This is a genomic window from Hyphomonas chukchiensis (assembly GCF_000682695.1).
GTDB classification, from domain to species: Bacteria; Pseudomonadota; Alphaproteobacteria; order Caulobacterales; family Hyphomonadaceae; genus Hyphomonas; species Hyphomonas chukchiensis.
Window position 1 is genome coordinate 113671 of record NZ_AWFG01000063.1, and the last position, 25641, is coordinate 139311.

A 25641-nucleotide genomic window follows, 5' to 3' on the forward strand; every position below is an offset into this window, starting at 1 on the left:
ATCTCCAAGCCTTTCGGATCCTTCGGCGTTTGTCCGCCGTGTGGAAGGACAGAACCGATTGAGCCTCACGGTTCGTGGCGCGAAATGCGGGGCCTGCATCAACCGTATAGAAAGCGCTGTCAAAGCCTTGCCGGGCATTGAGCGCGCGCGCCTAAACCTCTCAACTGGAGATCTGGAAGTCGGATGGCGCGGCAATCTTAAGGCGCCGAAAATTGTCGCTGCTGTCACCGCCCTCGGCTACGGCGTTTCCCCGCGCGATCAGGACCAAGGCGCTTCCGACGAACAGCGAGAAGAGCGAAGCCTGCTGATTGCGCTCGGTGTTGCAGGCTTTGCGATGGCCAACATCATGCTCCTGTCAGTCTCCATCTGGGCGGGTGCCGGAGAGATGGGTCAAACGACACGGACAATGCTTCACGGCATATCGGGTGTGATCGCCCTTCCGGCGATCATTTTTTCAGGACGTGTGTTTTTCGTTTCAGCTTGGAATGTGCTGAAACGCGGTCACGCCAATATGGATGTTCCCATCTCTCTCGCGCTGATCATCGCATTCTGCGTGAGCGTGTCCGAGACCCTACGCGGCGGAGCAGACGCCTATTTTGACGCATCAGTCATGCTACTGTTCTTTCTGCTGATTGGTAGGTTCCTTGATGCACGAGTGCGTCGCAAGGCTCATGCGTCCGCCCGCGATCTAGCGGCCATGGCGCATCGTACGGTAATGCGACTGGACGCCCGCGGGAGCGCACGTTCCGTGCGCGCGAGTGAGATCAACCCCGGAGACCAGATATTGCTGGCCCCCGGGGAACGCGCTGTCGTCGATATGAAAATTGATCAGGGCGCATCCGATGTCGACGAAAGTCTTGCAACAGGCGAAAGCCTTGCGCGTAGCGCGACACCGGGAATGCACCTCCTTGCGGGCACAGTGAACTTGTCCCAGCCTTTGACCGGCACAGCCCTGGCAGCGGCCAGCGATTCCCTCCTCGCTGATATGGCGCGCATGCTTGAAGCGGGCGAACAACGCCGGTCGACGTACCGGCGTATCGCAGATCGTGCCGTATCGCTCTACGTGCCTTTTGTTCACACGTCGGCCCTGCTCGCGTTCATTGGCTGGTTGCTTGCGGGCGCGGGTGTGAATGAAGCACTGCTCATAGGCGTTTCCACGCTCATCATCACATGCCCATGTGCACTGGCACTTGCTGCCCCGGTGACGCAGGTTGTTGCTGCGGGCCGACTTTTCCGCTCGGGCACTTTCCTTAAATCCGGCGATGCGCTGGAGAGGCTTGCCCAATGCGACTACATCATCTTCGACAAGACCGGCACGCTCACCCTTGGGACGCCGAAATTGACTGGCGAGATTTCCTCCGAGAACCTGCAAGTCGCTGCCGAGCTGGCTCGCGCCAGCCGGCATCCTCTTTCGCGCGCTATAGTGGATGCCGCAGGGGCTGGCCCTATTGCCCTGAATGTCCGCGAGTTTGCAGGGCTGGGACTAGAAGGAATTGTTCGGGGCGCACCTGCCCGGCTCGGTTCGGCTGATTGGGTCGGTGTGGATTCAGGACGAGGGGATCGCAGCTCTCTCTGGTTCTCGCAGGCGGGCAAAGAGCCTGTGCATTTTCAATTTGGGGATCACCTTCTGGACGAGGCAGCCGAAACGATCGAGCGCCTTCAGAGAGCCGGTTACGGAATCGAAATCGTGTCAGGTGATCGGTCTGAGACGGTCGAAATCGTCGCGCGGACACTGGGTATCGATAGCTGGTCGGCCGCATCTTCGCCACGTGACAAGGTCAACCGCCTGGAAGCGCTTCAGGCACAGGGCCATAAAGTCCTCATGGTGGGCGATGGCTTGAATGATGCGGGCGCGCTCGCGCTTGCACATGCTTCTCTGGCACCCGGCGGTGCAATGGATGTCAGCCAGTCTGCCAGTGACGCCATTTACTCTGGAGGCCTCGCCGCCCTTCCCCGTCTCATAAGCGTGGCTAAACAGGCGCGCTCGGTCATGATCGAGAACTTCGCCTTCGCGGCAGCTTACAATCTAGTTGCCGTGCCTGTCGCCATTACAGGGCATGCCACACCGTTGGTTGCAGCCGTTGCCATGTCAACCTCGTCCATCCTTGTCTCGCTCAATGCCCTTCGCCTAAATGCCATGCGGGAGAGCCTCTGATGGCCGGCTTGATATTCCTTATACCAATTGCCTTGGGAATGGGCCTGATGGGGCTTTTCGCATTCCTATGGGCGGCCCGTTCAGGACAGTTCGACGATCCGGATGGCGCCGCCAATCGCATACTCGTAGATGAGGACCGGCCCCTGCCTGCGACTGTAGAGCCGGATTCTGAGACGTAACGCTTTTATGCATTATGTCTGAGGCCGTTCGGTTTCGCGAATCTAGAGCGCGAAATCCGGCAACCAGTTTGAGATAAGAGCTTGCTTTGCGCGAAGGGCTTCCCGCGCCTGCTCATTCGTCCTGTGCAGAAAACGCACCCTGTCGCCCGGCCGTATCTGACCAAGCAAGTGCCGGTCGGCGCGGGTGACCTGAAGTATGTGAGGATAGCCACCGGTGGTCTGGGCGTCTGCGAGAAGCAGGAAGCCGCGCCCACCCGGCGGCAGTTGCAGCGCGCCGGGCCATATGGCGGAGCTGGCACGGCTCGGCCCCTGCCCTGCATCAGGAAAAGCCCCGCTCAATTCAATGCCCATCCGGCTGGCCCGCTGAGTGACCGTATAGATTTCTTCCCAGATGGACGAAGATCTCTCCATATAATCCGGTCCCTCGACAGCTCGCAACGTGTAGCTGTTGCTGCAAACAGGTTGCAGGCTTTCAGGTGTGGTTTGTGTGGGAACAAGGCGGACGGATGCCATCGATATAAGTTCGTTGCGCTTGAGCGCCCTGCCCTCATGCCCACCCAATACTGCAGGAATATAAGTCGAAGTAGACCTCAAGAAGCGCTTTGCTTCCAGCACCGCCGCAACGGCAAGATATATGCGGCAACCCTGCACGGCAGGGGCGATCTGCAACTCATCCCCTTCATGGGCTGTATACGTCGTATGCAATCTTATGGGTTTGCCATTGAGTGTCAGGTCGGATGGTGCACCGGTAAGTGCGAAACTGACCGGAGTATTGAAGCGAACCCCTGCCCCACCAAAGGTAATCTCGAAGGCAGTAGCGTCAGCAGCATTGCCGACAAGGCGATTGGCCAGCGCCATGGAGAGCGGATCAGCGGGGCCGCTGGCAGGGACGCCAAGATGGCGGGTGCCGATACGTTGTGCACCCTGAAGCGTCATCTGGACGCCTGATTGCAGTACAGAGATGCTCATGACTCATCCGCATCAACGAGCTGGACCTGCATGCCCGGCTGCAACTTGAAAGGATCATCGGCGGACGCGTCAAACAGGGAGACATCCGTCCGACCGATGAGAGGCCAGCCTCCGGGACCGGCAAGCGCGTAAAGTCCACACTGTCCGGTTATAAGCCCTACAGAGCCGGGAGGCACCTGCTGGCGCGGCTGTGAAAGTCGCGGGATTTCCAATCTCTCGCTCAAGCCTGACATATACGCAAACCCAGGGGTGAAACCGAGCATATCAACATCCAGCGGCTGTGCGGTTAGTTGCGCAATGAGATCGCTTTGGGACAGATCCAGACTGTGTGCGATGCCCGCAAGATCAGGTCCATTATCTCCTCCAAAATGCACCGGCAGTCTGACATGTTGCATTGAACGCGCCTCGGACGGCAAAGCCTTCGACATGGTATTCGACAGGCGGGCGCGAGCGGATTGCGGTGTATCAATGTGAGGATTAAACTGAACGGTAATATCTCGCCGACCGGGTACGACTTCGATCCAGTCCCCTGAGGCTTGCAGCTGGCGCGCGCGAGCGAGTCGGATGGCCCGTTCAGGCATGTCAAAGCGCAGGGCATCATCACCGCATGACGTGATCGCTGCATTGCTCATGGATCGACAGCCGCAATCTGTATACCGACAGCGTTCAGAGCATCGCGAATGGCGAGCGCACTCGCAAGCGCCCCGGGCGTATCGCCATGGAGGCAAATCGTGCGGGCCGGCAGGTCAATGGTTTCGCCCGTGCGCGTGCTGACCTGACCAGCTGCCGCGATTTGCACGGCTTGGCGGATTCGCTCAGCGTCCGTTTCGAGGACCGCGCCAGTCATTGAGCGAGGAGTGAGAGCGCCAGATACTTCATAGGCGCGATCCGCAAAGCCTTCGCCCAGAAAATCGACCCCTTCTTCTGCAGCGGCGACCTCGAGACAGGAATTAGGTGGACCAATCAGGAGTGCGATACGGGACTGGATGGTGACATCGACAATTGTGCGGGCAACGCCCTCATCGTGCGCAGCCGTGTTGTAGAGGGCACCATGGGGCTTAAGATGGCTGAGACTGGTCCCGCGCTCGCGAGTGATTGCGGCCAGCGCGCGCACCTGTTGCGACAGACTGGCAGCAAGGTCTTCGCGCGACATAATCATGGGTTTTCGACCGAAGCCCTCGCGATCAGGATAGGAGGGATGAGCACCGATCAGGACTCCGCGCGCGTCTGCGGCCTTGACCGTGGCGACCATGCTGGCCTGGTCGCCGGCATGACCGCCACTGGCGATGCTGCAACGACTGACTATATCGAGCATGGCACGATCGAGCGCCCGGCCGTTCGCGCCGGGCAGTTCGCCGATATCGGCATTCAGGCATATGGTTTTCTTCATGGCCAGACTCCCAGTGCGCGGAGAACAAGGCGCAGACCGAGGCCAAGCGTGATCAAGATGACAAGACCGCCTAGGAAATTCGCGAACGGGCCATTCACCCTGTCGCCAAGCAATGACCGACGGTTCATTGCGACAAGCAGGAAGATTGCAACGATGGGCAGAAGGATACCATTGGCGACCTGCGCGACAAGGATGAGGCTGACAGGCTTATAGCCAGCCAGCGCCACAAGAGTCCCAATAACAAGGATGGCAAGAGCGACAGCTTTGAACAATGGGCCGCCGCGTGGCTTGCGGGCGATCTCGCTGAGGGCATAGGCCGTGGCGAGGGGCGCTGTGATGGACGAGGTAAGGCCAGCGGCAAACAGGCCGATGCCGATGAGATAACGCGCCGCCTCACCATAGGTCGGTGCGATCGCGCCAGCCATCGCGACCGCACTGGATATTTGCTGGCCACTGCCAAAGAGACTGGCGGCGGCAGTAGCGAGGATCAGGATAGAGATAAGGCCGCCAAGCCCTACCGATACACGGGTATCCGTCTGGACCTCGGCGAGCGCCTCGGGTGTCGCTTCTGGCCAGTGTTCGCGCGCTGAGGCCGCGTGGAGGAAGAGGTTGTAGGGCACGATCGTGGTGCCAATGAGCGCTATCGCGGTCAACAGCCCTCCTTCGGGCATGCGTGGGACCAGACCGCCGAGCATGGCGCCGAAGTCAGGCTGCACAAGGATGGCGCTGCCAGCGAAAGCAAGACTCATGATCATGACAAGTGCGACCAGGATCCGCTCAATCAGCTTGTACCGGCCAATGAGCAAGACGAGTGCCGCGATGAGGGACAGGAGAAGGATGAGGGGCGTGCGATAATCATCGCCTTCTCCGATCAGGGCCTGAAGGCCAAGCGTTCCGCCAGCGAGATTACCCGCCTCATAGGCGGCATTACCGAGCGCGAGTGCGGCAAGCACGAGGCCCGCTGCGGCCCATTTAAGCATCGGGTTCCCTGCCCCGCCAACCAGGGCCTCTCCAAGGCCCACACGCCCCATAACACCCAGACGGGCCGCCATATCCTGCAGGATCATTGTGGCCAGCGTCGCGAAGACGAGCGCCCAAATGAGAGCGAAGCCGAAATTGGCGCCCGCCAGTGTGCAGGTCGTGACCGTTCCCGGCCCAATAAAGGCCGCAGCGACGAGTGCACCGGGGCCAATTGGTAGCTTCATTGGGCGTTTATCCCACGCCTGGTTTCCAGATAGGTCGCAAAGCTCGCGAGCCAGTGACTGCCGGAGTAGTGCTCGTCGCTAACGGCGGCGATGCCGGTCTGCTTGTGGACTTCTTCTGCGGCACGCAGCGCCGGGATGCGACCGTCACCCTCGGGCAGCGCACTTGCTATTCCGTCGAGCGCCCAAGCGCGCGATAGGTTGACGCCGTCGAGATGGACAAGCTTGCCGTCGGTCGGGTCAAGCACGACACCGGGCAGCAGCCAGTTGGCGCTGAAATCGGTCGGAATCTGCGGCAGAAAGGTCGAGAGCCATCTGGCAAAATCATCCGATGTCATGACGCGGCGCATGAGATCGGCTTCCATAAGGCATGGAGAGAGGAAGTCTTCTCCAGAGGGTTCATAGGCTAGCGGGCAGTTCTTGTCGTTTGCGTGGAATTCCAGAATCTTCTGCGTCAGCTGGGCATTGAAAGCGCCGGCATTGGACGCCTTGGCCCAATCGAGCATGAGACCGAAGGCGAATGCTGTCTGATTGTGCGTGCCAATGCGGATCGGGTAAGCAAGCTTGGTGAGCCACGTGGATGTCTCATCGGTGATAAACTCTTCCAGTGGCTCAAGCGTGGTCACCCATGTCGTCGCTTCTGGAAGATCGGACTCTCGCAGCTCCGTCATCAGCTGCAGGAACCAGGCGGTGCCATAGGGGCGCTCAAAGCTCGCGCGGTCTTCCGCTTTGAAATAAGCGAGTTCGCCCTGGATGTTTTCAGGTGTGAAGCTCTGCCCCAGAGCGGTGACAATCGCATCCTTGTAGGGCGTCGACGGATCGGTGTTGAGGATGCGCACAAGTAACCAGTGGCCATGTACCGAGGAGTGCCAGTCGAAGCAGCCATAGAAGGCAGGGTGAAGCTGGCGCGGCGTCTGCGCGTCAGCATCGCTATTCATGACGTGGCTGATCTTGTTGGGGTATTCCTTATGGACGCACTGCAGCGCCATGCGGGCAAACCGGTCTGTCACCACGCCTTCGCGGGAGTCCGGGAGGACAATCTCGGTTGCTGGCACGGGCGTCTCCTCTGCAGGTGGGCGCTTTGGCGCACAGGCGACAAGCAGGAGGGCAGTCAGGCCAATGAATAGGTGACGTGTCACGCGAGGATCTCCAGCGATTGAGGCTGGCTCCTGCGTATAAGGCGCGGTGCCCGTGGGCAAGGCCCCTGCCCTAGATATGAAGCGCCTTGCCGTCGGCATCGAGGACGGATTCGTGCATTGTTTCCGAAATGGTCGGATGCGCGAAAATCGTATGAGCGAGGTCAATATCGGTGAGTTCGCCCTGACGGGCGATAACGTAGCCCTGGATCAGCTCGGTCACTTCCGCGCCTATCATGTGGGCACCGAGCAGCTCGCCGGTCTTCTTGTCGAACACGGTTTTTACCATGCCATTGGTTTCACCCATGGCGATGGCCTTGCCATTGCCAATGAAGGGGAACCGTCCGACCTTGATATCGTAGCCCTTTTCCTTCGCGGCGGCTTCCGTAAAGCCGACACTGGCGACCTGTGGGTGGGAATAGGTGCAGCCGGGGACGTTTGAGGCATCGAACGGTTCTGGGTGGCCCTTGCCTTTGCCTGCAATCGCTTCAACGCAGATGACGCCTTCGTGGCTGGCCTTGTGGGCTAGCCATGGCGGGCCGGTAAGGTCGCCAATGGCGTAGAGACCGGGAACCCCGGTCTTGCCGAAACCGTCGACTTTGACGTGAGTTTTCTCGACCTTCGCGCCGAGCGCCTCGAGGCCGAGATTTTCGACATTGCCGACGATGCCGACGGCGAGGATAGCACGGTCGAATTCCTTCGATTCCTTCTTGCCGTCCTTGTTGGTGATGTCGGCGGTGACCGTATTCTTGCTGGCTTTGAGGTTTTCGACCTTGGCGCCCGTGATGATGTTGAGCCCCTGCTTCTTGAAGTCCTTCTCGGCCATGGCGGAGATCTCGGCATCTTCCACGGGGAGAATGCGCGGCAGAACTTCAGCGACAGTCACCTCGCAGCCGAGTTCATTATAGAAGCTGGCAAACTCGATGCCGATGGCGCCGGAGCCGATGACGAGGAGGCGTTTGGGCATGACGTCGGGCGTCATGGCTTCGCGATAAGTCCAGATCAGCTTGCCGTCGGCGACGAGGCCAGCCTGCGGTATATCGCGCGCGCGGGCGCCAGTTGCGAGCATGACGTGCCTGGCTTCAAGCGTCGTATCCTTGCCGTCCTTGCCCTTGACGATGACCTTGGGTGCAGTTGTACCCTTCTCGAGGCGCGCGGTGCCTTCGATGACATCAATCTTGTTCTTCTTCATCAGGAACTTCACGCCATTCGACAGCTGACCCGCAACACCGCGCGAGCGTTTGACGACGGCCTCAAGATCGACCTCGACCTTGTCGATCTTCAGACCGAAATCCTTGGCATGCTTGGCAAGGTGCATGACCTCGGCCGAACGAAGCAGTGCCTTGGTCGGGATACAGCCCCAATTGAGGCAGATGCCACCGAGGGCTTCGCGCTCAATGATAGCCGTCTTCATGCCGAGCTGGCTGGCGCGGATCGCAGAGACATAGCCGCCGGGGCCGGAGCCGATGACAATAAGATCGTATTGGGTGCTCATGTTCACTAGTCCTCTTTGGATCTACTGTCAGCGCTCTCAGCTGAATCAAATACTGCAGCCACCAACAATCCGGTAAGTATCAAGGACACCATGGAAACCAATATTACACCGCCGAGAGAGTATTCAATTTTACTTGAACTCCTACTTACCACGTCAATAACTACACCAAAGTAGAGGAGTGACGACAAAACGGCCGTGACCAGAGCGTCTAGTTGAACGTGCTCATGCTCAAATTCATCAAAGACGCCTGAAATCCATAGCACGTACACAATCAAGAAAAAGAAGCCAAAATACATCGCAACTGCCAGCGCTATACTCCACGCTGCCACAACCGCCCACAATGATGCTAGCGCGCCGGACCAGAACAGTCCCAGCAGTATTTTACGCGGCTCACGGCGAAATGCGGCTCGCTGTTCATTGTCTTGAATTTGTCGGGGGCGAGTTCCGGTACTGAGCCGGATGATAAGCGAAACCAAAGCCACGACGGCCGCTGAGAAACTAACAGGAGAGTTCGAGGCCTCTTGACCTATTGTGCTGAGAACATTCCACATTTAAAGCAGCATCGCTTCGGGCGTTTCGACGTAGCGCTTGAAGGCCTGCAGCCATTTGGCACCTTCGGCGCCGCCGATGACACGGTGGTCGCAGGTGAGTGTGACGCTCATGACGGTGGCGACAGCGAGTTCACCCTTGGCATTGACGACCGGTCGCTTCTCACCTGCCCCAACCGACAGGATCATTCCTTCGGGCTGGTTTATGATCGAGGCGAAGTTCTTTATGCCGAACATGCCGAGATTAGAGATCGAGAATGTGCCGCCGCTGTATTCCTGTGGTTTCAGCTTTCGCTCGCGGGCGCGTCCTGCGAGGTCTTTCATCTCTTCGGATATCTCACCGAGGCCCTTGTCCTCGGCATTGAAGATAACCGGAGTGATCAGGCCACCATCGATCGCCACAGCGACCGAGACGTGGGCGTGCTTGTGATAGGCAATGCCCTTATCCGTGTACGATGCGTTGCAATCAGGCTCATCCATCAGGGCCATGGCGGAGGCCTTGATAAGCAGGTCGTTCACCGAGACCTTGATGCCGTTGGGCGCGGCCGCGTTGATGGCCGTGCGGCTCGCAAGCAAGTGATCAAGCTCGAGGTCAATGGTCAGCGGGAAGTGCGGCACCTGCATAAAGCTGGTCGTCAGGCGCTTGGCGACGACCTTGCGGACGCCATCAAGCGGCTTCAGCTCATAGCTGTCAGGCGCGTAGACGCGGTCATCGAGGACCTGTGGCAGGATGAGACCATCAGGCGAGCCAGCCGGGCGTGAGCCAGCTTGTGCCGGTGCGGCGACGCCCGCCCCGGCACCTTCGACATCGCGCTTGATTATGCGGCCACGGGGACCGGTGCCTTTCAGGGCCTTGAGCTCGATGCCCTTCATGTCCGCGATACGGCGGGCGAGCGGGCTGGCCTTGATGCGACCGTCGGCCGTATTAGCGCTGGGGAGCGGCGTCGAAGCCAGTTTTTCAGTTTTAGGCGCCGGTTCAGACCTGGCAGGAGCTTCTGCCTTGGCTGCTTTGGGTTCAGGCTTGTCGTCCGGTTTTCTCTCGTCCTTGCCCGATTCCTCCGCCTTAGCAGGTGCCGGCGATGCCTTCGGCGCCTCCACGGAAGATGCATCCTCGCCCTCTTCGGCGAGCACGGCGATGACGGCATTGACCTTCACGCCTTCGGTACCCTCAGCGACGAGGATCCTGGCGACAGTGCCTTCATCGACAGCTTCGACTTCCATCGTCGCCTTATCGGTTTCGATTTCGGCAATGATGTCACCCGAGGAGACGGTGTCGCCTTCCTTGACGAGCCATTTGGAGAGCGTGCCTTCTTCCATTGTGGGAGAGAGCGCGGGCATGGTGATGTTGATACTCATGGCGCTACTCCTGATCCACGTAGCATACCTTGCGGGCCGCTGCGACGATGTCAGCGACACCGGGCAAGCTCATGGCTTCGAGATTGGCAGCGTAAGGCAGCGGCACGTCTTTCTGGTGAACGCGGGCCGGCGGGGCATCGAGATAGTCGAAAGCGTCGGAAACGACAGAGGCGCAAATTTCGGCGCCGATGCCCATGAAACGCCAGCCTTCCTCGCACGTAACGAGACGGTTGGTCTTCTTCACGCTTTCGATGACGGTGGCGGTGTCGAGTGGGCGGATGGAGCGCAAGTCGATGACCTCGGCGCTGATCCCCTGCTCAGCCAATTCGTCGGCAGCCTGCAGCGCAAAGCCGACCATGCGAGAGTAACCCACCAGCGTCACATCCGTGCCGGTGCGCTTCACAGCCGCCTTGCCGATAGGAAGGATGTGATCGTCGAGGTCCGGCACAGGGAAACTCGTGCCGTAGAGCAGCTCGTGCTCAAGGAAGACGACCGGGTTCGGATCGCGGATGGCCGCCTTGAGCAGGCCTTTTGCATCGGCCGCGTCATAAGGCGCGATCACCTTCAGGCCGGGCACATGGCCGTACCAGGAAGCGTAGTCCTGGCTATGCTGCGCGCCGACGCGGGACGCAGCACCGTTCGGACCGCGGAACACAATGGAACAACCCATCTGGCCACCCGACATGTAGAGCGTCTTGGCCGCCGAGTTGATGATCTGGTCGATGGCCTGCATGGCGAAGTTGAACGTCATGAACTCGACGATGGGCTTGAGGCCACCGAAGGCGGCGCCAACACCAAGGCCTGCAAAACCATGTTCCGTGATTGGCGTATCGACGACGCGGCGCGCGCCGAATTCCTGTAGCAGTTCACGGGTGACCTTGTAGGCGCCCTGATATTCAGCGACCTCTTCGCCCATGACGAACACTGTTTCGTCGCGGCGCATCTCTTCGGCCATCGCGTCACGAAGGGCGTCACGCACTGTGGTATCCGTGAAGCTTGTGCCTTCGGGGATGGAAGGATCGGAAAGGACAGGTGCAGCTGGTGCAGCTTCCGCATCCGCCTTTGGTTCCGGTTTTTCTTCTTTCGCGACTGGCTCAGCATCGCTTTTGGCGGGGGCGGCAGCGCCATTGGATTTAGGCTTCACGTCGCCTGCATCTTCGCCGTCTTCAGCGAGCACCGCGATCACAGCGTTGACCTTCACGCCTTCAGTGCCTTCAGCAACGAGGATCTTGGCGAGCACGCCTTCATCGACGGCCTCGACTTCCATCGTCGCCTTGTCGGTTTCGATTTCGGCAATGATGTCACCGGAGGCAATCTTGTCGCCTTCCTTCTTTAGCCATTTGGAGAGTGTTCCCTCTTCCATGGTCGGCGAGAGGGCGGGCATAAGAATATCGACTGACATTTACACACCCTCCACTTCGCGCAGGACATCCGTCCAGAGTTCGGAGGCATCCGGTTCCGGGCTCTCGAGTGAAAAGTCCGCAGCGTCTTTCACGATGCCCTTGATCTCCTTGTCGATATTCTTGAGCTCGTCTTCGGTTGCATGGCCCGCCTCGATAATCTGGCCCTTGAGACCCTCAATCGGATCATGATGCGTTCGGATGTCGTCGACCTCTTCCCGCTTGCGGTATTTTGCCGGGTCGGACATGGAATGGCCGCGATAGCGATAGGTTTTCATCTCAAGGATATAGGGGCCCTTGCCGGAGCGCGCGTATTTGACGGCCTTTTCGCCGGCTTCCTTTACCGCAAGCACGTCCATGCCATCGACGGCTTCGCCTTCAATCTCAAAGCTGATACCGCGCTTGTATAGCTCGACCTCGGCCGAGGCGCGCGCGACACTCGTACCCATCGCATACTGATTGTTTTCGATCACGTAGACGACCGGCAGGTCCCAAAGTGAAGCCATGTTGAAGGATTCGTAAACCTGCCCCTGGTTGGCAGCGCCATCGCCGAAATAGGCCAGGCTGACATTGTCGCCACCTTTGTATTTATTTGCGAAGGCCAGGCCGGTACCCAGCGGCACCTGGGCGCCGACAATCCCGTGACCCCCGAAGAAATTCTTCTCGCGGCTGAACATGTGCATCGAACCGCCCTTGCCTTTGGACAGGCCGCCGCTGCGTCCGGTCAGTTCGGCCATAACGCCTTTTGGGTCCAGTCCGCATGCGAGCATGTGACCATGATCGCGGTAACCGGTAATGACCTGATCGCCATCCTTTAGACAGGCCTGCATACCGGTCACGACCGCTTCCTGACCAATATAAAGATGACAGAAGCCCGCGATCTTGCCCATGCCATAAAGCTGGCCGGCTTTCTCTTCGAATCTTCGGATCAACAGCATGGCCCGATAGAATTCGAGCAGCTCTGCCTTGCTTGCTTTTGAAGGTGCCTTTTTGGCACCTTTCGGTTTCGTTGCCATATAGTGCTCCATCCCTGCGAGTCTTATGTCTGCGCATTTCCGCAGAGACAAGTCAGAACATCTATGTCAATTTGCAACGCTACGTTCTGACGTCATCAAGACGATTTCGTTTGGATATACGAATGCCAGCTTATCGCGTGCGAGCGCTTCTACAAAGTCCGGATCCACAGAGCCTGGTGTAAGTCTGCGGATATCGGTGCGCAGGCGCGATATATCCGTCTCGATCTTGGCGAGCTCGACCTTGCGATCTTCAAGCTCCAGCTGGGCATCTGACCAACGGCCAAGACCCTTCTCCCCCGCGAAGGCGTGGTAGGCAAAGTAGAGCACGAGAAGGCTTAGCCCGAGGGCCTCAAGGCGTGATACCATGAGGCCCAGCTGTAACGACAATTGGTTAACCGTGCGTTTGCGCTATGCGGCGTTGATGCGCGAGCGACCGGCATAAATACCGATCGGTCCCAGTTCTTCTTCGATACGGATGAGCTGGTTGTACTTAGCGATTCGGTCCGAACGCGACAGGGATCCCGTCTTGATCTGCCCGCAATTGGTGGCGACAGCGAGGTCTGCAATTGTCGAATCTTCGGTTTCGCCCGAGCGATGAGACATGACGGCCGTATAGGCGTGGAGGTGCGCCAGTTCGACAGCATCCAACGTCTCGGAAAGCGTTCCGATCTGGTTGACCTTGATCAGGATCGAGTTCGCAGCGCCCTTCTGGAGGCCGATAGACAGGCGCTCGGGGTTGGTGACGAAGAGATCATCGCCGACGAGCTGAACACGATCACCAATCATCTCGGTCAATGCGACCCAGCCATCCCAGTCATCCTCAGCCATGCCGTCTTCGATTGAGACAATCGGATAACGACCGCAAAGATCGGCGAGATATTTCGCGAATTCTTCTGAACCCAGAATCTTGCTCTCGCCGGCGAGGTTATAGTTGCCATCCTTGTAGAATTCGGTCGAAGCCGCATCGAGTGCCAGCGCAATGTCTTCGCCGGGCGCATACCCGGCCTTTTCGATGGCTTTCATGATGAAGCCGATGGCCTCATCCGTAGAGCCGATATTGGGCGCGAAGCCACCTTCATCGCCGACATTGGTATTATGACCTGCATCATGCAGCGTTTTCTTCAGCGAATGGAAAACTTCGGCGCCCATGCGCACAGCGTCCGCCATGCTCTCGGCACTGACCGGCATGATCATGAATTCCTGGATATCGATCGGATTGTCCGCGTGTGCGCCGCCATTGATGATGTTCATCATCGGCGTTGGCAGGACACGGGCATTGGCGCCGCCAATATAGCGGTAAAGCGGCATGGCAGCACTTTCAGCGGCAGCTTTCGCCACAGCGAGCGACACGCCCAGAATCGCGTTGGCGCCCAGGCGGGACTTATTCTCAGTGCCATCCAGATCGATCATCATCATGTCGATCAGGCGCTGGTCAGTGGCATCCATCCCTTCGAGTTCATTCGAGATCTCGCCGTTTACGGCATCAACTGCCCCAAGGACGCCCTTACCGCCGTAGCGGGACTTGTCGCCATCGCGCTGTTCGTGGGCCTCGTAGGCCCCCGTGGAGGCGCCCGAAGGAACCGCTGCGCGGCCTGTCGAGCCATCTTCCAACGTAACGTCAACTTCCACGGTCGGGTTGCCCCGGCTGTCGAGAATTTCGCGGGCGTGAATGTCGATGATCTCGCTCATGGCAGTCTGGTTTCCCTCTTAGGCATTATGTCAGATGTAAAAAGCGCCCCCTGCCGGACGGCGGGAGGCGCTGGAAGCCTTAGTCTTGTGCGCGCAAATGCGCAACCTGACTAGATGTCGTCCTTCGGCTCAAGAACCTGACGACCGCGATAAACGCCGGTTTTCAGGTCGATATGGTGCGGACGGCGAAGCTCGCCCGACTGGGCGTCCTCGATATAGGTGTTCATATCAAGCCGATCATGCGAACGGCGCATGCCGCGGCGGGACTTGGAGATCTTGCTCTTTGGAACTGCCATGACAGGTATCCGGTTTGTTGCGCATTTTCAGCGATTGAATTGGAACGGGCCTCATACAGACGCCCAACGGGCTTTGCAAGGTCTGAACATCACCAAACCCGCGAATTCTGCATTCCCCTTCCCTATTCTGATTTCGGCGCTGCTGCATCCTCCACCTGCTTCATCAGCTTCAGCATGTTGCCACTCCAGATTTTCTGGATGTCTTCCTCGGAATAGCCTTCCGCCAGCAGGGCTTCCGTCACTTTTGGCAGGAAAGACACGTCTTCCATGCCGGTAACGCCGCCGCCACCATCCCAGTCAGCGCCCATACCGACATGGTCTGGCCCGACAACCTCAAGCGCATGATTCATGTGCTCGAGGAATTTCTCGAAAGTCGACCGGGGCGCCGGGAATTTGGCCTCAATTTCTTCCATTTTGGCGATGTAGCGGTCGCGGGTCTCAGTATCGGCAGTCGCTGGCGAAATGCCCTCGAATTCCTTCTGCATCTCGTCGAGCGCAGCCTGGCGCTCCGGAGTTGGAGTGAGTTGCTCCAGATAGCTGCCATAGGCGTTGATCTGGATAACGCCGCCGTCATCGGCGACCTTCCGCATCAGATCATCGTCAATGTTGCGCGGATGGTCGTAAACCGCTTTCACGCCTGTGTGAGACAGGATGATCGGCGTCGTCGACAATTCGATCATGTCATCTACCGTCGAATCAGATGCGTGCGAGCCGTCGAGGATCATGCCGAGTCGGTTGGCTTCCTTGACCAGTTCCTCACCGAGCGGGCTCAGGCCACCATAGTCATTGGCACCGAGATCCGTTGAGCTGTCAGCGAACTGGTTGTCGCGGAAGTGGACCGGACCGATCATCCGGACGCCGCGATTGTAGAATTCCTCAACCATCCCGATATCCGTGCCGAGCGGATAGCTGTTCTCGATCGACATATAGACGACCTTTTTGCCGGAGGCAGCGATTCGGGCAGCATCGTCGGATGTATAAGCGAGCTCGAATGATTCAGGATGAGCCGCGACCATATCATGGATTTCCTGATTGCGTGTCAGGGCCGCCTGTTTCGCAGCCTCATAGGATGCCGGGTCCATTGGACCTTGCGGGGTGAATGTTACCCAGAAGCCGCCGTCGAGCCCGCCCCGGGTCATCTTCGGCAAATCGACCTGAACACTGCCGAGGACGCTCGGATTATCGGCCATGATGTCGAAATCGGCCTTTGAGAAGTTGGCAGGCGTATCGAGGTGCGTATCGAGTACCAGCATCTCATCGTGGATCTCTACTGCCGTTTTAGGTGTCTCAGCGGTTTCCGGCTCGGCTGGCGCAGGGGCCTTCTGCTGGGAACAGGCCACCAGGGCAAACGCCAGTATGCTCGTCATCGCAATTTTCAATTTTCAGCCCTCATACTCGTTTGAATGAGGGCGACCATATCGCTAAACTGCAACAGCGCAAGAAAATGGCCGCCCCGAAGGACGGCCGAGGTAAAGCAAGAAGGACGTCGGGCTTTGTTCGGGCAAATAGCCTAAAAACGCGGCACCGACATTTATGGTTATAGCGCGTGCAACCTGAACGGCGCGGTGACCAGCTGTTATGTTCCGTTCACCTGAGACGCGAATAGTACCGCAGTTCACTTAACGGCTGACCTGCCAGTCGCGCAGGATTTCCTCGGTATGCTCGCCTAGCCCCGCCGGGCGCCGCTGAATCTCCGCAGGCGTGCCGGAGAAGCGGGGGGCAGGCGCAGGCTGCATCACGCCCTCAACTTCGACAAACGTCTTGCGTTCGGCATTGTGTGGGTGGTTCGGCGCTTCCGCCATCGAAAGGACCGGCGCAAAACAGATATCGGTGCCTTCCATAATTTCGCACCATTGATCGCGTGTCTTCGTTTTGAACATCGCCGTCAGCTTGGCTTTCAGGTCGCCCCATTTGGAGCGGTCCATCTGCGACTTGAATTCCGGATCGGTGATCTCGGCCTTTTCCAGCAGAAGCGCATAGAATTGCGGTTCGATGGAGCCGATCGAAACCCATTGGCCGTCGCTGCATTCATATGTGTCGTAGAAGTGGGCGCCGCCATCGAGCAGGTTCGATTCGCGGTCATCGGTCCAAACGCCCATGGCTTTCATACCGAAGAACATGGTCGCAAGAGAGGCCGCGCCATCCGTCATGGCGACATCGATAACTTGTCCCTTGCCGCCATTCTTGACGTTCACGATGCCGGCAAGAAGACCCATGGCGAGATAGAGTGCGCCGCCACCATAGTCCCCGACCAGGTTCAGGGGCGGGCTTGGACGCTCGCCCTTGCGGCCCATCGCATAGAGGGCGCCCGTGAGTGAGATATAGTTGAGATCGTGCCCTGCCGCCTGCGAAAGCGAACCGTACTGGCCCCACCCGGTCATGCGACCGTAGACAAGCTTCGGATTGCGCCCGAGCACGACATCGGGGCCAAGGCCATTGCGCTCCATGACGCCGGGGCGGAAGCCCTCGATCAAGCCATCAGCCTTCTCCATCAGTTTCAGGGCCGTCTCGACATCGGCCGGATCCTTGAGATTCAGGCTGATGGAGCGACGGCCACGGCTCATCACATCGGCAGCGCGTCCCGGCTTACCATCGCCTGGCCGGTCGATCCTGATAACGTCTGCGCCCATATCCGACAGCAACATGCCGCAGAACGGCCCGGGGCCAATCCCTGCAAACTCAACAATCCTGACACCGTCCAGTGGCCCGCTTGCCATCATTCTCTCCCGTTCAATTAGGGCCCTTTAGGCCTGATTAGCGGAACATTAAGTGTCGAACGCGCAAAAGAAAGGGGTGTCCTAGCGTCGCCCTTCGAAGCGTTTTGAGTGTTTCATGTCTGATATGTCCTATCTGGACCCGCCTATCGAAATCGCTGCGACCAGCCCTCGCCTCGAATCAATCGTCTCGCGGATGCGTTCGAGTGGTATGAGGCCGTATGCGGCAAGCGAACCCCTGGACTTCAATTCCACAGATCCCCTGCTCGTTGATATCGCCAGCGTTTCGCGCACAACCTTGGAGCAATGCGCTCGGGCCGGTATGATGGGCCTGTCGCGCCCGATAGTCATTCTCGACGTGGCGGATGCCGGCCTCAATCTTTCTGACGTGATCACGCTGCGGCGCGACCGCGACCTTGCCATGCTCAAAGGCCGTCTCGCAGCGCTGGCTCGACGCGAAGCGCGTAACACGGAAGTCGCCATCCGGGCAGAAACAGCGCGCGAATTCGGAATGACTCCGTTGGTCTCTTCTTCTGACTCTCCCCCTGAACTTATCTATGTCGGCGAGGGATCCCCCCTATTCCTGTCGTTGCAGGGAGCGCTCAAATCACGAGGGGTGTCTCTGACGGCCGCGATTTCCCAAAGCACGGTACGCGACTACCTTTCCAGCCGTCGTTTCGCGGCAGCCTTGTATGACTTGACCTCAGAAGAGGCACTCGAGGCGGCGTATGCGGGCGGAGCGCCGGATGGCGACATGCTCAGCAGCGTTCCGGTCTTTGCGCTGGTAAACGGGAACAGTCAGGCATCCGAAGCAATGCAATCGATCCAGGCGCATGCAGACGAAGTCATTGAATGCCAAGACCCGGCTGCAGACGTCGCAAACCGCATCGAAACGCTGGCCTGGAAATATTATTCAATGCGTCCAGTGAGCCCGACGACAGCTCTCGCCTCAACTGCACGGGACCTGGCGACAGGGCTTTTCTCCCGGCGTTTTCTCGAATCCCATGTCGAGCGCCAGTTACGTGCGGCCGACCGACGCGCTGAACCTCTAAGCCTTGTTACGCTCAAACTGACCGGCGAGAGGCGAACAGAGCGCCAGATACTAAAAGCGTTTGCTGCATGTCTTCAGCCACTCTTACGGGAAACCGACTGTGCGGCCGCACTGTCGGCGGGCATTTTCGGCATTTCCCTGCCAGCAACGCCTTATCGGGGCGGGGCGAGGTTGGCGACGCGCATTGCAACCCATCTCTCGGAACAGCCTTCATTGTCGGATGTGGTGCTTAGCTGGCGCGTGGTTGAAAAACGCGCCTATCATTCCGCCAAGACGTTCCTCGACGCTGGTCTCTCGGGACCGTTCATGCGCTTAGAAGCCGCCTAGGCTGACACGCGGCCCACCACGGCTTCCAGCTCTTTCAAGAAGGCCTTTACGGCCACGAGACGACGCTCAGGCTCTCCCCCAAGACCGGAATGGACCAGTTTGGAATCAGGCCGCAGCTTGAGGACATTCGGACGTGTCCGGACGAGTTCCATCAGGCGCGCAGGATCCATGATTGTATCTGGACGGAAAGCGAATACACCCCCTTTTATGCCCGAATCCAGCTTCGAAATACCGAGCGCCTTGCATTGGACCTTGATGGCGGTGACCTCAAGCAACTGACGTGTCGGCTCAGGCAGTGGACCGAAACGGTCGATAAGCTCCGCAGCAAAGGACTCCCGCTCTTCAGCCGTACTGATATCTGCGAGACGCCGGTAAAGCGACAAGCGGATCGTCAGGTCCTCGACATAGTCTTCAGGAATAAGTACGGCGACGCCGAGATTAATCTGGGGAGACCAGTCATCCACAACGTCGTCTTCGCCGCGTGCACCCGCCTGAAGTGCCTTCACAGCATCCTCAAGCATGGACTGATAGAGCTCCACGCCCACTTCGCGGACCTGACCAGATTGCTGGTCACCCAGCAGGTTGCCAGAGCCCCGCATGTCAAGATCGTGGCTGGCAAGCTGGAAGCCAGCGCCCAGACTATCCAGCGATTGGAGAATCCTCAAACGCTTCTCGGCCATCTCGGTGACGACACGATCGCGCGGCGTCGTAAAATAGGCATAGGCGCGCAGCTTCGATCGCCCGACACGGCCGCGTAGCTGGTAAAGTTGGGCCAGACCGAACATATCGGCGCGGTGGATAATAAGTGTGTTGGCGCGAGGTATGTCCAGGCCACTTTCGACAATCGTGGTCGACAGAAGGACATCATACTTGCCCTCATAAAAGGCATTCATGATGTCTTCGAGTTCGCCAGCTGCCATCTGGCCGTGCGCCACAACGAAGGATACTTCAGGAACCTGCGTCGAGAGGAACTGCTCGAGCTTGTCGAGGTCCTGGATACGCGGTGCGACGAAGAAAGCCTGGCCGCCGCGATACTTCTCGCGCAGGAGCGCCTCGCGCAACGTGACCGTGTCCTCTTCCGTGATGTAGGTCCGAACAGAAAGACGGTCCACGGGCGGTGTGGCGATGATGGAGAGATCGCGAATCCCCGTGAGCGCCATCTGAAGAGTCCGCGGAATGGGCGTCGCCGACAGCGTCAGTACGTGCACGTCCGCCTTCAGCTCTTTCAGGCGTTCCTTGTGCTTCACACCGAAGCGCTGCTCCTCATCGACGATGAGGAGGCCAAGACGTTTGAAATCCATACCTTTGGCGAGCAGCGCGTGCGTGCCGACAACCACGTCAACGCTGCCATCGGCAAGGCCGTCGCGCGTCTCCACGGATTCCCGCTGACCAACCAGCCGCGAAAGATGACGAACCTTGAGCGGCCAGCCAGCGAAACGTTCCGAGAATGTCTTGAAGTGCTGACGGGCGAGCAATGTAGTTGGCGCGATGACCGCGACCTGCTTGCCGCTCATCGCAGCCATGAAGGCGGCCCGCAGGGCGACCTCTGTCTTGCCAAAACCGACATCGCCACAGATGAGTCGATCCATCGGACGGCCCGAGGCGAGATCGCCCAGAACGTCCTCGATAGCATTCAGCTGGTCATCCGTTTCCTCGTAGGGGAAGCGCGCCGCGAATTCTTCATACATGCCTTGCCCTGCCGACAGCGCTTCTGCGCGTTTCAGAGCCCGCTCGGCAGCCACAGCCATGAGTTCAGCCGCCATCTCAAGGATGCGTTTCTTGGCCTTGGCCTTGCGCGTCTGCCAGCCAGCTCCACCGAGACGGTCCAGCTGGCTTTCAGACTCTTCTGAGCCATAGCGGCTGATCAGGTCGATGTTCTCGACCGGCAGGAAGATCATGTCGCCGCCAGCATATTCCAGCTGAAGGCAATCGTGCGGCGCGCCTGTCAGTTCCAGCGTCTTCAGGCCGACATAGCGCCCAACACCATGATCAACATGGACAACAAGATCATCTGGAGAAAGCGCCGTCGCATCGGTGATGAAGCTGGCCGTCTTGCGGCGGCGGCGCGGTGCTGCGAGGCGGTCACCAAGAATGTCCGCCTCGGAGATGACGGCAATGTCGGGCGTAACGAAGCCCGACTCGAGCGGTATCTCGACAACAGTGAAGTCCGTCTTGCGCGCCGCCTCAAGTGAATGGACCTGCGCCAGATCAGGCAGGCCATGATCTGCCATGACATTGATGAGTCGATCTGCAGAGCCAGCTGACCAGGCTGCGAAGGCGACGGGCTTGCCAGACGCATAGAGTGCACGCGCATGTGCAATGGCGGCCTCAAAGATGTTCTCGTCGGACCGGAGACGTTCGGGGGCAAAGTCCCGACCAATGCGGGCGCCCATGTCATAGGCACCGCCTGACGCTTCAGCCGGGCTGAATTTCACGACAGCATGCGTTGCGAGCAGTTGGTCAATTTCGTCTGGCTCGACATAGAGGGTCGGTGGGGCGAGTACGCGCGCCGAGTGGGCATCGCCACCAGCAGCGTCGAGCCGGGCGTTATAATAATCAAGCGCTTGTGTAAGGCGCTCGAAAGCCGATTCAGGCGCAAGGTGTCCGAGGCCGATGAGCGCTTTATCGCCGACATAGTCGAACAGTGTTTCCAGATGGTCATGAAAGAGCGGAAGCCAGGCCTCAACACCTTGTCGCCGGATGGAGGCGCGGGCCGATTCGTACATCTGGTCACCGGAGGGCGGTCCAAACGTGGCCAGATAGCGCTCCCGGAAACCGCTAAGGATCGTGTCATCGAACAGGACTTCGCTGACCGGCGCGAAAGCGACCGACCGCGCATCGCCAGTCGAGCGCTGCGTCTCGGTATCGAACGTGCGCAGCGTCTCCAGCGTGTCGCCGAAGAAGTCGAGGCGGTAAGGCTCGCCAGCCGTCGGCGGGAAGATATCGATAATACCGCCCCGGATCGCGAATTCACCCTGTTCGCGCACTGTACTGGCGCGAACATAGCCATTTACCGCGAGATAGTCTGTCAGGTCCTTCTGAGCGACTGATTGGCCGATTGAAACGGAGAAGGACGCGCGCCGAAGGGTCGCGACAGGGGGCACACGCTGGACGAGCGATGTGGCCGTCGTGACAACCAGGAGGGGGCCTTGCGAGGCGTCATGGCGGGCCACCCGGGCAAGCCCTGCACAACGGCGGGCTGCGACGCTCGGAGAGGGGCTGATCCGGTCATAGGGAAGTGTGTCCCACCCAGGTATGTCGATACTGTCGAGGCGTGGCGTGATAAACTGCGCGAGGCGCCGGGCCGTATTGGCACTCTTGTCGTCGCGTGTAACGTAAAGGCCAACTCCGCCTCGTGCGACAAGGGCATTACAGAATGCGATCAGGTCCGCACCGAAGGGTGCGCCTGCAAAGCTGGCGGGGCCGCTCAAGGACTTTAGAAGGTCGGCGGGTGTCATCCTGATCTTTTGCAGAGAATTTGATTGAAGCGCCTGGACTGACTCGCTCAGCCAGCCTGCGGGGCGTAGCGGAAAGCGATGAGCTGGTCCAGCACCGGCCCCTTGTGATTGTCAGGCACTTCCTGTTGGCCAATGAGCCACGCATAGACTTCCCAATCGGGCACATCCAGCAGACGCGCAAACTCGTCCAGCTCGGCCTCATTGAAATCCGGAAGGAATTTATCCGCGAAGGATCCCATATAGAGATCCATCTCGCGGAAACCGCGCCGCCAGGCTCGGAACGTGAGTTTTCGGCGTCTTGTTTCCATGAATAGCTCCAGACCTGTCTGCTCTGCAGGATATAGGCTGCGCGCGGGACAGGTAAACCACGCATTGTGTGCGCGGGCGGGCGCGCCTAGAGTTTTGGGATGCGAGACGAGCGACTTTTTCCTATGTTTGCAGGGCTGGAAACGCTGTCCGGAGTGGGTCCGAAGCTGAAGCCGCTGCTGGAGCGACTGGTGGATGGCGACACACTCTGGGATCTGTTGCTGCATTTACCCGAGCGCTGGGTCGACCGGCGCGTCCGCGAGGGCTTTGATCAGGTCGTCTTTGGTGAGGTCGCGACGGTAAGCGGCGAGGTCCACGCCTATCAGGCACCCTATTCTGACAAGGCGCCTCACAGGATACAGCTGTTCGACGGAACAGGCTTCCTGACGCTGGCCTTCTTCCGTGCCGATGGAAGATGGCTTCAGGGGCAGTTCCCGATCGGCTCGACGCGTATAGTTTCTGGCCGTGTCGATGACTTCAATGGCGAACGCCAGATGACCCATCCCGACTATATCGTGGACCCTAAGCGGGGCGATCCGCCACCGGAGGTCGAACCGATCTATGGGCTGACGGCCGGACTCACCAACAAGCGTGTGCATACGCTCGCCGTACAGGCACTGGAAAGCATTCCGGATGACTTGCCTGAATGGGGTGACCCGCACCTCGTGGCACAAAAAGGCTGGCCGAGCTTTCGCAGCGCTCTGAGCGGGCTGCATGCCCCCGTGCGCTACGACGAAGCCGCATTTGAAGCAGCGCGGACCCGGCTCGCCTATGATGAAGCCATTGCACGGGAATCCGCCTTTGCACTGGCACGCGCCAGCCGAAAGCGCCGGAAAGCGCCGCCGATACCTAAAGCTCCCGTGGAACAGTCGCGGCTGGCGCGGTCCCTGCCCTATCAGCAGACAGGCGCGCAGGTGCGCGCTGTGGCAGAGATCAGTGAGGACATGTCGAGCCAGTCGCCCATGCGACGCATGCTTCAAGGCGATGTGGGCGCTGGCAAGACTCTCGTGGGAGCAATGGCGGCGGTCCAGGCCGTCTCCGGAGGCTTCCAGTCTGCTTTCATGGCGCCAACCGAAGTGCTCGCTCGCCAGCAATACGAGACGCTGGATGGGCTTCTCGCGCCACTCGGCTATTCCGTCGCCTCGCTCACCGGTCGCGACAAGGGAGCCGCGCGTGAGGGCACGCTCATGGGCATCGCGGACGGCTCAATCCAGATTGTCACCGGTACCCATGCCCTGTTTCAAGAGTCAGTATCATTTCGCAATCTGGGGCTGATCATCGTCGATGAGCAGCACAGGTTCGGTGTGCAGGATCGCATGCGCCTCGTCAGCAAGGGCATATCTCCGCACATGCTTGTCATGAGCGCCACACCCATCCCACGCACCATGGCCCAAGCCGTTCATGGCGACCTTGACGTAACCATCCTCGATGAGAAGCCGGCAGGCCGTAAACCGGTTGAAACGCGTGCCATACCTGACACACGAATGGACGAGGTTATCGACGCTGTCGGACGCGCCATCCGGCGCGGCGAGCGGGCATTTTGGGTCTGCCCAAAGGTGGATGTCGATGACGATGATTCGACCGCCGTGGGGCGACATGCCGCGCTGAAGGACCAGCTGGGCGTGCCGGTTGGGCTGGTTCATGGGCGGTTGAAACCGACCGAAAAGGACGCTGCGCTTGAAGATTTCCGGACGGGCCGCACCCGTATCCTGGTTGCCACCACCGTGATTGAAGTCGGCGTCGATGTGCCCGAAGCCACGATCATGGTCATCGAGCGCGCCGAGGGATTTGGCCTGGCCCAATTGCACCAGCTGCGCGGTCGTGTCGGGCGCGGCGACAAGCCTTCCTTCTGCCTGCTACTCTATCGGCCTCCGCTGGGCGAAACAGCGCGCGAGCGACTGGAAACCCTGCGTCGTACAGAAGACGGCTTCGAAATCGCGGAGGCCGATTTCAAGCTGCGTGGCCCCGGCGACATGCTGGGCCTGCGCCAGGCAGGCGCAACTGACTACCGCGTGATTGACCTGTCACGCCACGCAGATCTGCTCGCCATTGCCAAGAAAGACGCAACGGCTGTCGTTGAGTCTGACCCAGACCTTGCCGGACCCCGGGGGCAATCCCTGAGGCTCGTGCGGGAACTTCTGACCCCCAAGATCGAAACGGGCAGCGGCAGCTAGTCCCCGTTCCAACCCTATGGAAGGATCTTCTTGGGGGCTTTCGAGTCCGCTTTGGGGGCGGGTGGAAATTCGGGAACAACAAGTCCTGCGGACAGGATCATCTTTGCGCCCTCCTCTACGGTCATTTTCAGCCGGATGACTTCCTTCGCATCGACATACATCAGGAAGCCCGAAGTCGGGTTCGGCGTCGTCGGCACGAAAACGCCCAAATACTCCCCGCCAAGCGTCGCGCCGATTTCGCCCTTGGCGGGTGAGGAAACGAAGCCGAGGCACCAGGTTCCTGTCTTCGGATACTCGATCAGCACCACTTCGCTGAACTGGTCTGTATTGTCTTTCGCGAATACCTCAACCAGCTGCTTGAAAGCGGAGTAGAGCGAACGGACGATCGGCACCTGGCTGAGAATACGGTCACCCACACCTATGACGGACCGGCCGATCAGGTTCGTTGCGATACCACCGAGAATGGTCAGGAAAACGACCAGCACGATCAATCCGAACCCTGGAACCGCGTATTTAAGATAGGTCTCCGGGTTCAGCGCAGCCGGAATCAGCGGCACGACGCGCTTATCGATCTCGCCGATGAGGAACTGGAGAATCAGGAAGGTCACGGCGATCGGCGCAGCGATCACCATGCCCGCGAAAAAGCGCCCCCTGAGCCACGCAAAGAGACTTTGCGTGGGGGCCTTGTCGGGCGGCGGCAAGCCACCCTCGGGGTCGTTCCTTCGAGCCATGAGGCATCTCCGATAGGCAATTCTCAAGGTTACTCTGGGTCAGACCTTG

Annotated in this window: 22 protein-coding genes; 4 read left to right on the top strand and 18 right to left on the bottom strand. The window is 59.2% G+C overall.

Going from position 1 to position 25641, the window contains the following annotated elements; genetic code table 11:
* Positions 1-58: 58 nt before the first annotated feature.
* A complete protein-coding gene (locus tag HY30_RS15935) occupies positions 59-2155 on the top strand; it encodes a heavy metal translocating P-type ATPase (RefSeq protein ID WP_241765759.1) in 2097 nt (698 codons plus the stop codon).
* On the top strand, positions 2155-2334 hold the full coding sequence (gene ccoS / locus HY30_RS15940) for a cbb3-type cytochrome oxidase assembly protein CcoS (protein ID WP_034742973.1): 180 nt from the start codon (positions 2155-2157) through the stop codon (positions 2332-2334). Before HY30_RS15935 ends, ccoS begins: the two co-directional genes overlap by 1 nt.
* A gap of 42 nt (positions 2335-2376) precedes the next feature.
* Here ccoS and HY30_RS15945 read toward each other — a convergent pair whose 3' ends face one another.
* The 15 genes from HY30_RS15945 to HY30_RS16015 form a co-directional block, all read right to left on the bottom strand.
* Positions 2377-3303 carry a 5-oxoprolinase subunit C family protein gene (locus tag HY30_RS15945; protein ID WP_034742975.1) on the bottom strand — a complete coding sequence of 309 codons (927 nt, stop codon included), beginning with the start codon at positions 3301-3303 and terminating at the stop codon, positions 2377-2379.
* The gene (gene pxpB, locus HY30_RS15950; protein WP_051615582.1) at positions 3300-3935 is read right to left on the bottom strand and encodes a 5-oxoprolinase subunit PxpB; all 636 of its coding nucleotides are present in this window, start codon (positions 3933-3935) and stop codon (positions 3300-3302) included. The genes HY30_RS15945 and pxpB overlap by 4 nt, the downstream gene beginning before the upstream one ends.
* Positions 3932-4693 (bottom strand): 5-oxoprolinase subunit PxpA, encoded by a 762-nt coding sequence (gene pxpA, locus HY30_RS15955; RefSeq protein ID WP_034742977.1) that lies wholly within the window; start codon positions 4691-4693, stop codon positions 3932-3934. Before pxpA ends, pxpB begins: the two co-directional genes overlap by 4 nt.
* Complete coding sequence (locus tag HY30_RS15960) at positions 4690-5898, bottom strand: Nramp family divalent metal transporter (protein WP_034742979.1); 1209 nt, start codon at positions 5896-5898, stop codon at positions 4690-4692. Before HY30_RS15960 ends, pxpA begins: the two co-directional genes overlap by 4 nt.
* Complete coding sequence (locus HY30_RS15965; RefSeq protein ID WP_034742980.1) at positions 5895-7034, bottom strand: DUF2891 domain-containing protein; 1140 nt, start codon at positions 7032-7034, stop codon at positions 5895-5897. Before HY30_RS15965 ends, HY30_RS15960 begins: the two co-directional genes overlap by 4 nt.
* Positions 7035-7104: 70 nt before the next feature.
* The gene (lpdA, locus tag HY30_RS15970) at positions 7105-8526 is read right to left on the bottom strand and encodes a dihydrolipoyl dehydrogenase (protein ID WP_034743314.1); all 1422 of its coding nucleotides are present in this window, start codon (positions 8524-8526) and stop codon (positions 7105-7107) included.
* A 5-nt stretch (positions 8527-8531) separates the two neighbouring features.
* Complete coding sequence (locus HY30_RS15975; RefSeq protein WP_034742983.1) at positions 8532-9077, bottom strand: hypothetical protein; 546 nt, start codon at positions 9075-9077, stop codon at positions 8532-8534.
* Complete coding sequence (locus HY30_RS15980; protein ID WP_034742990.1) at positions 9078-10430, bottom strand: pyruvate dehydrogenase complex dihydrolipoamide acetyltransferase; 1353 nt, start codon at positions 10428-10430, stop codon at positions 9078-9080. It abuts the gene before it with no gap.
* 4 nt (positions 10431-10434) lie between these two features.
* Complete coding sequence (locus tag HY30_RS15985; protein ID WP_034742991.1) at positions 10435-11832, bottom strand: pyruvate dehydrogenase complex E1 component subunit beta; 1398 nt, start codon at positions 11830-11832, stop codon at positions 10435-10437.
* Complete coding sequence (gene pdhA / locus HY30_RS15990; RefSeq protein ID WP_034743317.1) at positions 11833-12846, bottom strand: pyruvate dehydrogenase (acetyl-transferring) E1 component subunit alpha; 1014 nt, start codon at positions 12844-12846, stop codon at positions 11833-11835. It lies immediately after the preceding gene.
* Positions 12847-12912: 66 nt separating this feature from the next.
* Positions 12913-13212, bottom strand: coding sequence for an FtsB family cell division protein (locus HY30_RS15995; RefSeq protein ID WP_081812311.1), 300 nt, complete (start codon positions 13210-13212; stop codon positions 12913-12915).
* 42 nt (positions 13213-13254) lie between these two features.
* Positions 13255-14535 (bottom strand): phosphopyruvate hydratase, encoded by a 1281-nt coding sequence (gene eno / locus HY30_RS16000; protein ID WP_034742995.1) that lies wholly within the window; start codon positions 14533-14535, stop codon positions 13255-13257.
* Between the two features lie 110 nt (positions 14536-14645).
* A complete protein-coding gene (rpmF, locus tag HY30_RS16005) occupies positions 14646-14831 on the bottom strand; it encodes a 50S ribosomal protein L32 (protein WP_034742997.1) in 186 nt (61 codons plus the stop codon).
* A gap of 122 nt (positions 14832-14953) precedes the next feature.
* A complete protein-coding gene (locus HY30_RS16010) occupies positions 14954-16198 on the bottom strand; it encodes a dipeptidase (protein ID WP_051615583.1) in 1245 nt (414 codons plus the stop codon).
* A 252-nt stretch (positions 16199-16450) separates the two neighbouring features.
* On the bottom strand, positions 16451-17548 hold the full coding sequence (locus HY30_RS16015; protein ID WP_034742999.1) for a CaiB/BaiF CoA transferase family protein: 1098 nt from the start codon (positions 17546-17548) through the stop codon (positions 16451-16453).
* Between the two features lie 115 nt (positions 17549-17663).
* On the opposite strand from HY30_RS16015, the gene HY30_RS16020 reads away from it, so the two are divergent.
* Positions 17664-18923, top strand: a complete 1260-nt coding sequence (locus tag HY30_RS16020; RefSeq protein WP_034743021.1) for a nucleotidyl cyclase domain-containing protein — start codon at positions 17664-17666, stop codon at positions 18921-18923.
* Here HY30_RS16020 and mfd read toward each other — a convergent pair.
* Complete coding sequence (gene mfd / locus HY30_RS16025) at positions 18920-22381, bottom strand: transcription-repair coupling factor (protein ID WP_034743029.1); 3462 nt, start codon at positions 22379-22381, stop codon at positions 18920-18922. The genes HY30_RS16020 and mfd overlap by 4 nt on opposite strands.
* A 47-nt stretch (positions 22382-22428) precedes the next feature.
* The gene (locus tag HY30_RS16030; RefSeq protein WP_034743032.1) at positions 22429-22689 is read right to left on the bottom strand and encodes an FAD assembly factor SdhE; all 261 of its coding nucleotides are present in this window, start codon (positions 22687-22689) and stop codon (positions 22429-22431) included.
* Positions 22690-22788: 99 nt separating this feature from the next.
* On the opposite strand from HY30_RS16030, the gene recG reads away from it, so the two are divergent.
* Complete coding sequence (gene recG / locus HY30_RS16035; RefSeq protein ID WP_034743045.1) at positions 22789-24861, top strand: ATP-dependent DNA helicase RecG; 2073 nt, start codon at positions 22789-22791, stop codon at positions 24859-24861.
* A 14-nt stretch (positions 24862-24875) separates the two neighbouring features.
* Here the strand turns inward: recG and HY30_RS16040 are convergent, their stop codons facing one another.
* Entirely contained in the window at positions 24876-25592 is a 717-nt protein-coding gene (locus HY30_RS16040; protein WP_034743048.1) for a DUF502 domain-containing protein, read from the bottom strand.
* Positions 25593-25641 lie beyond the last annotated feature (49 nt).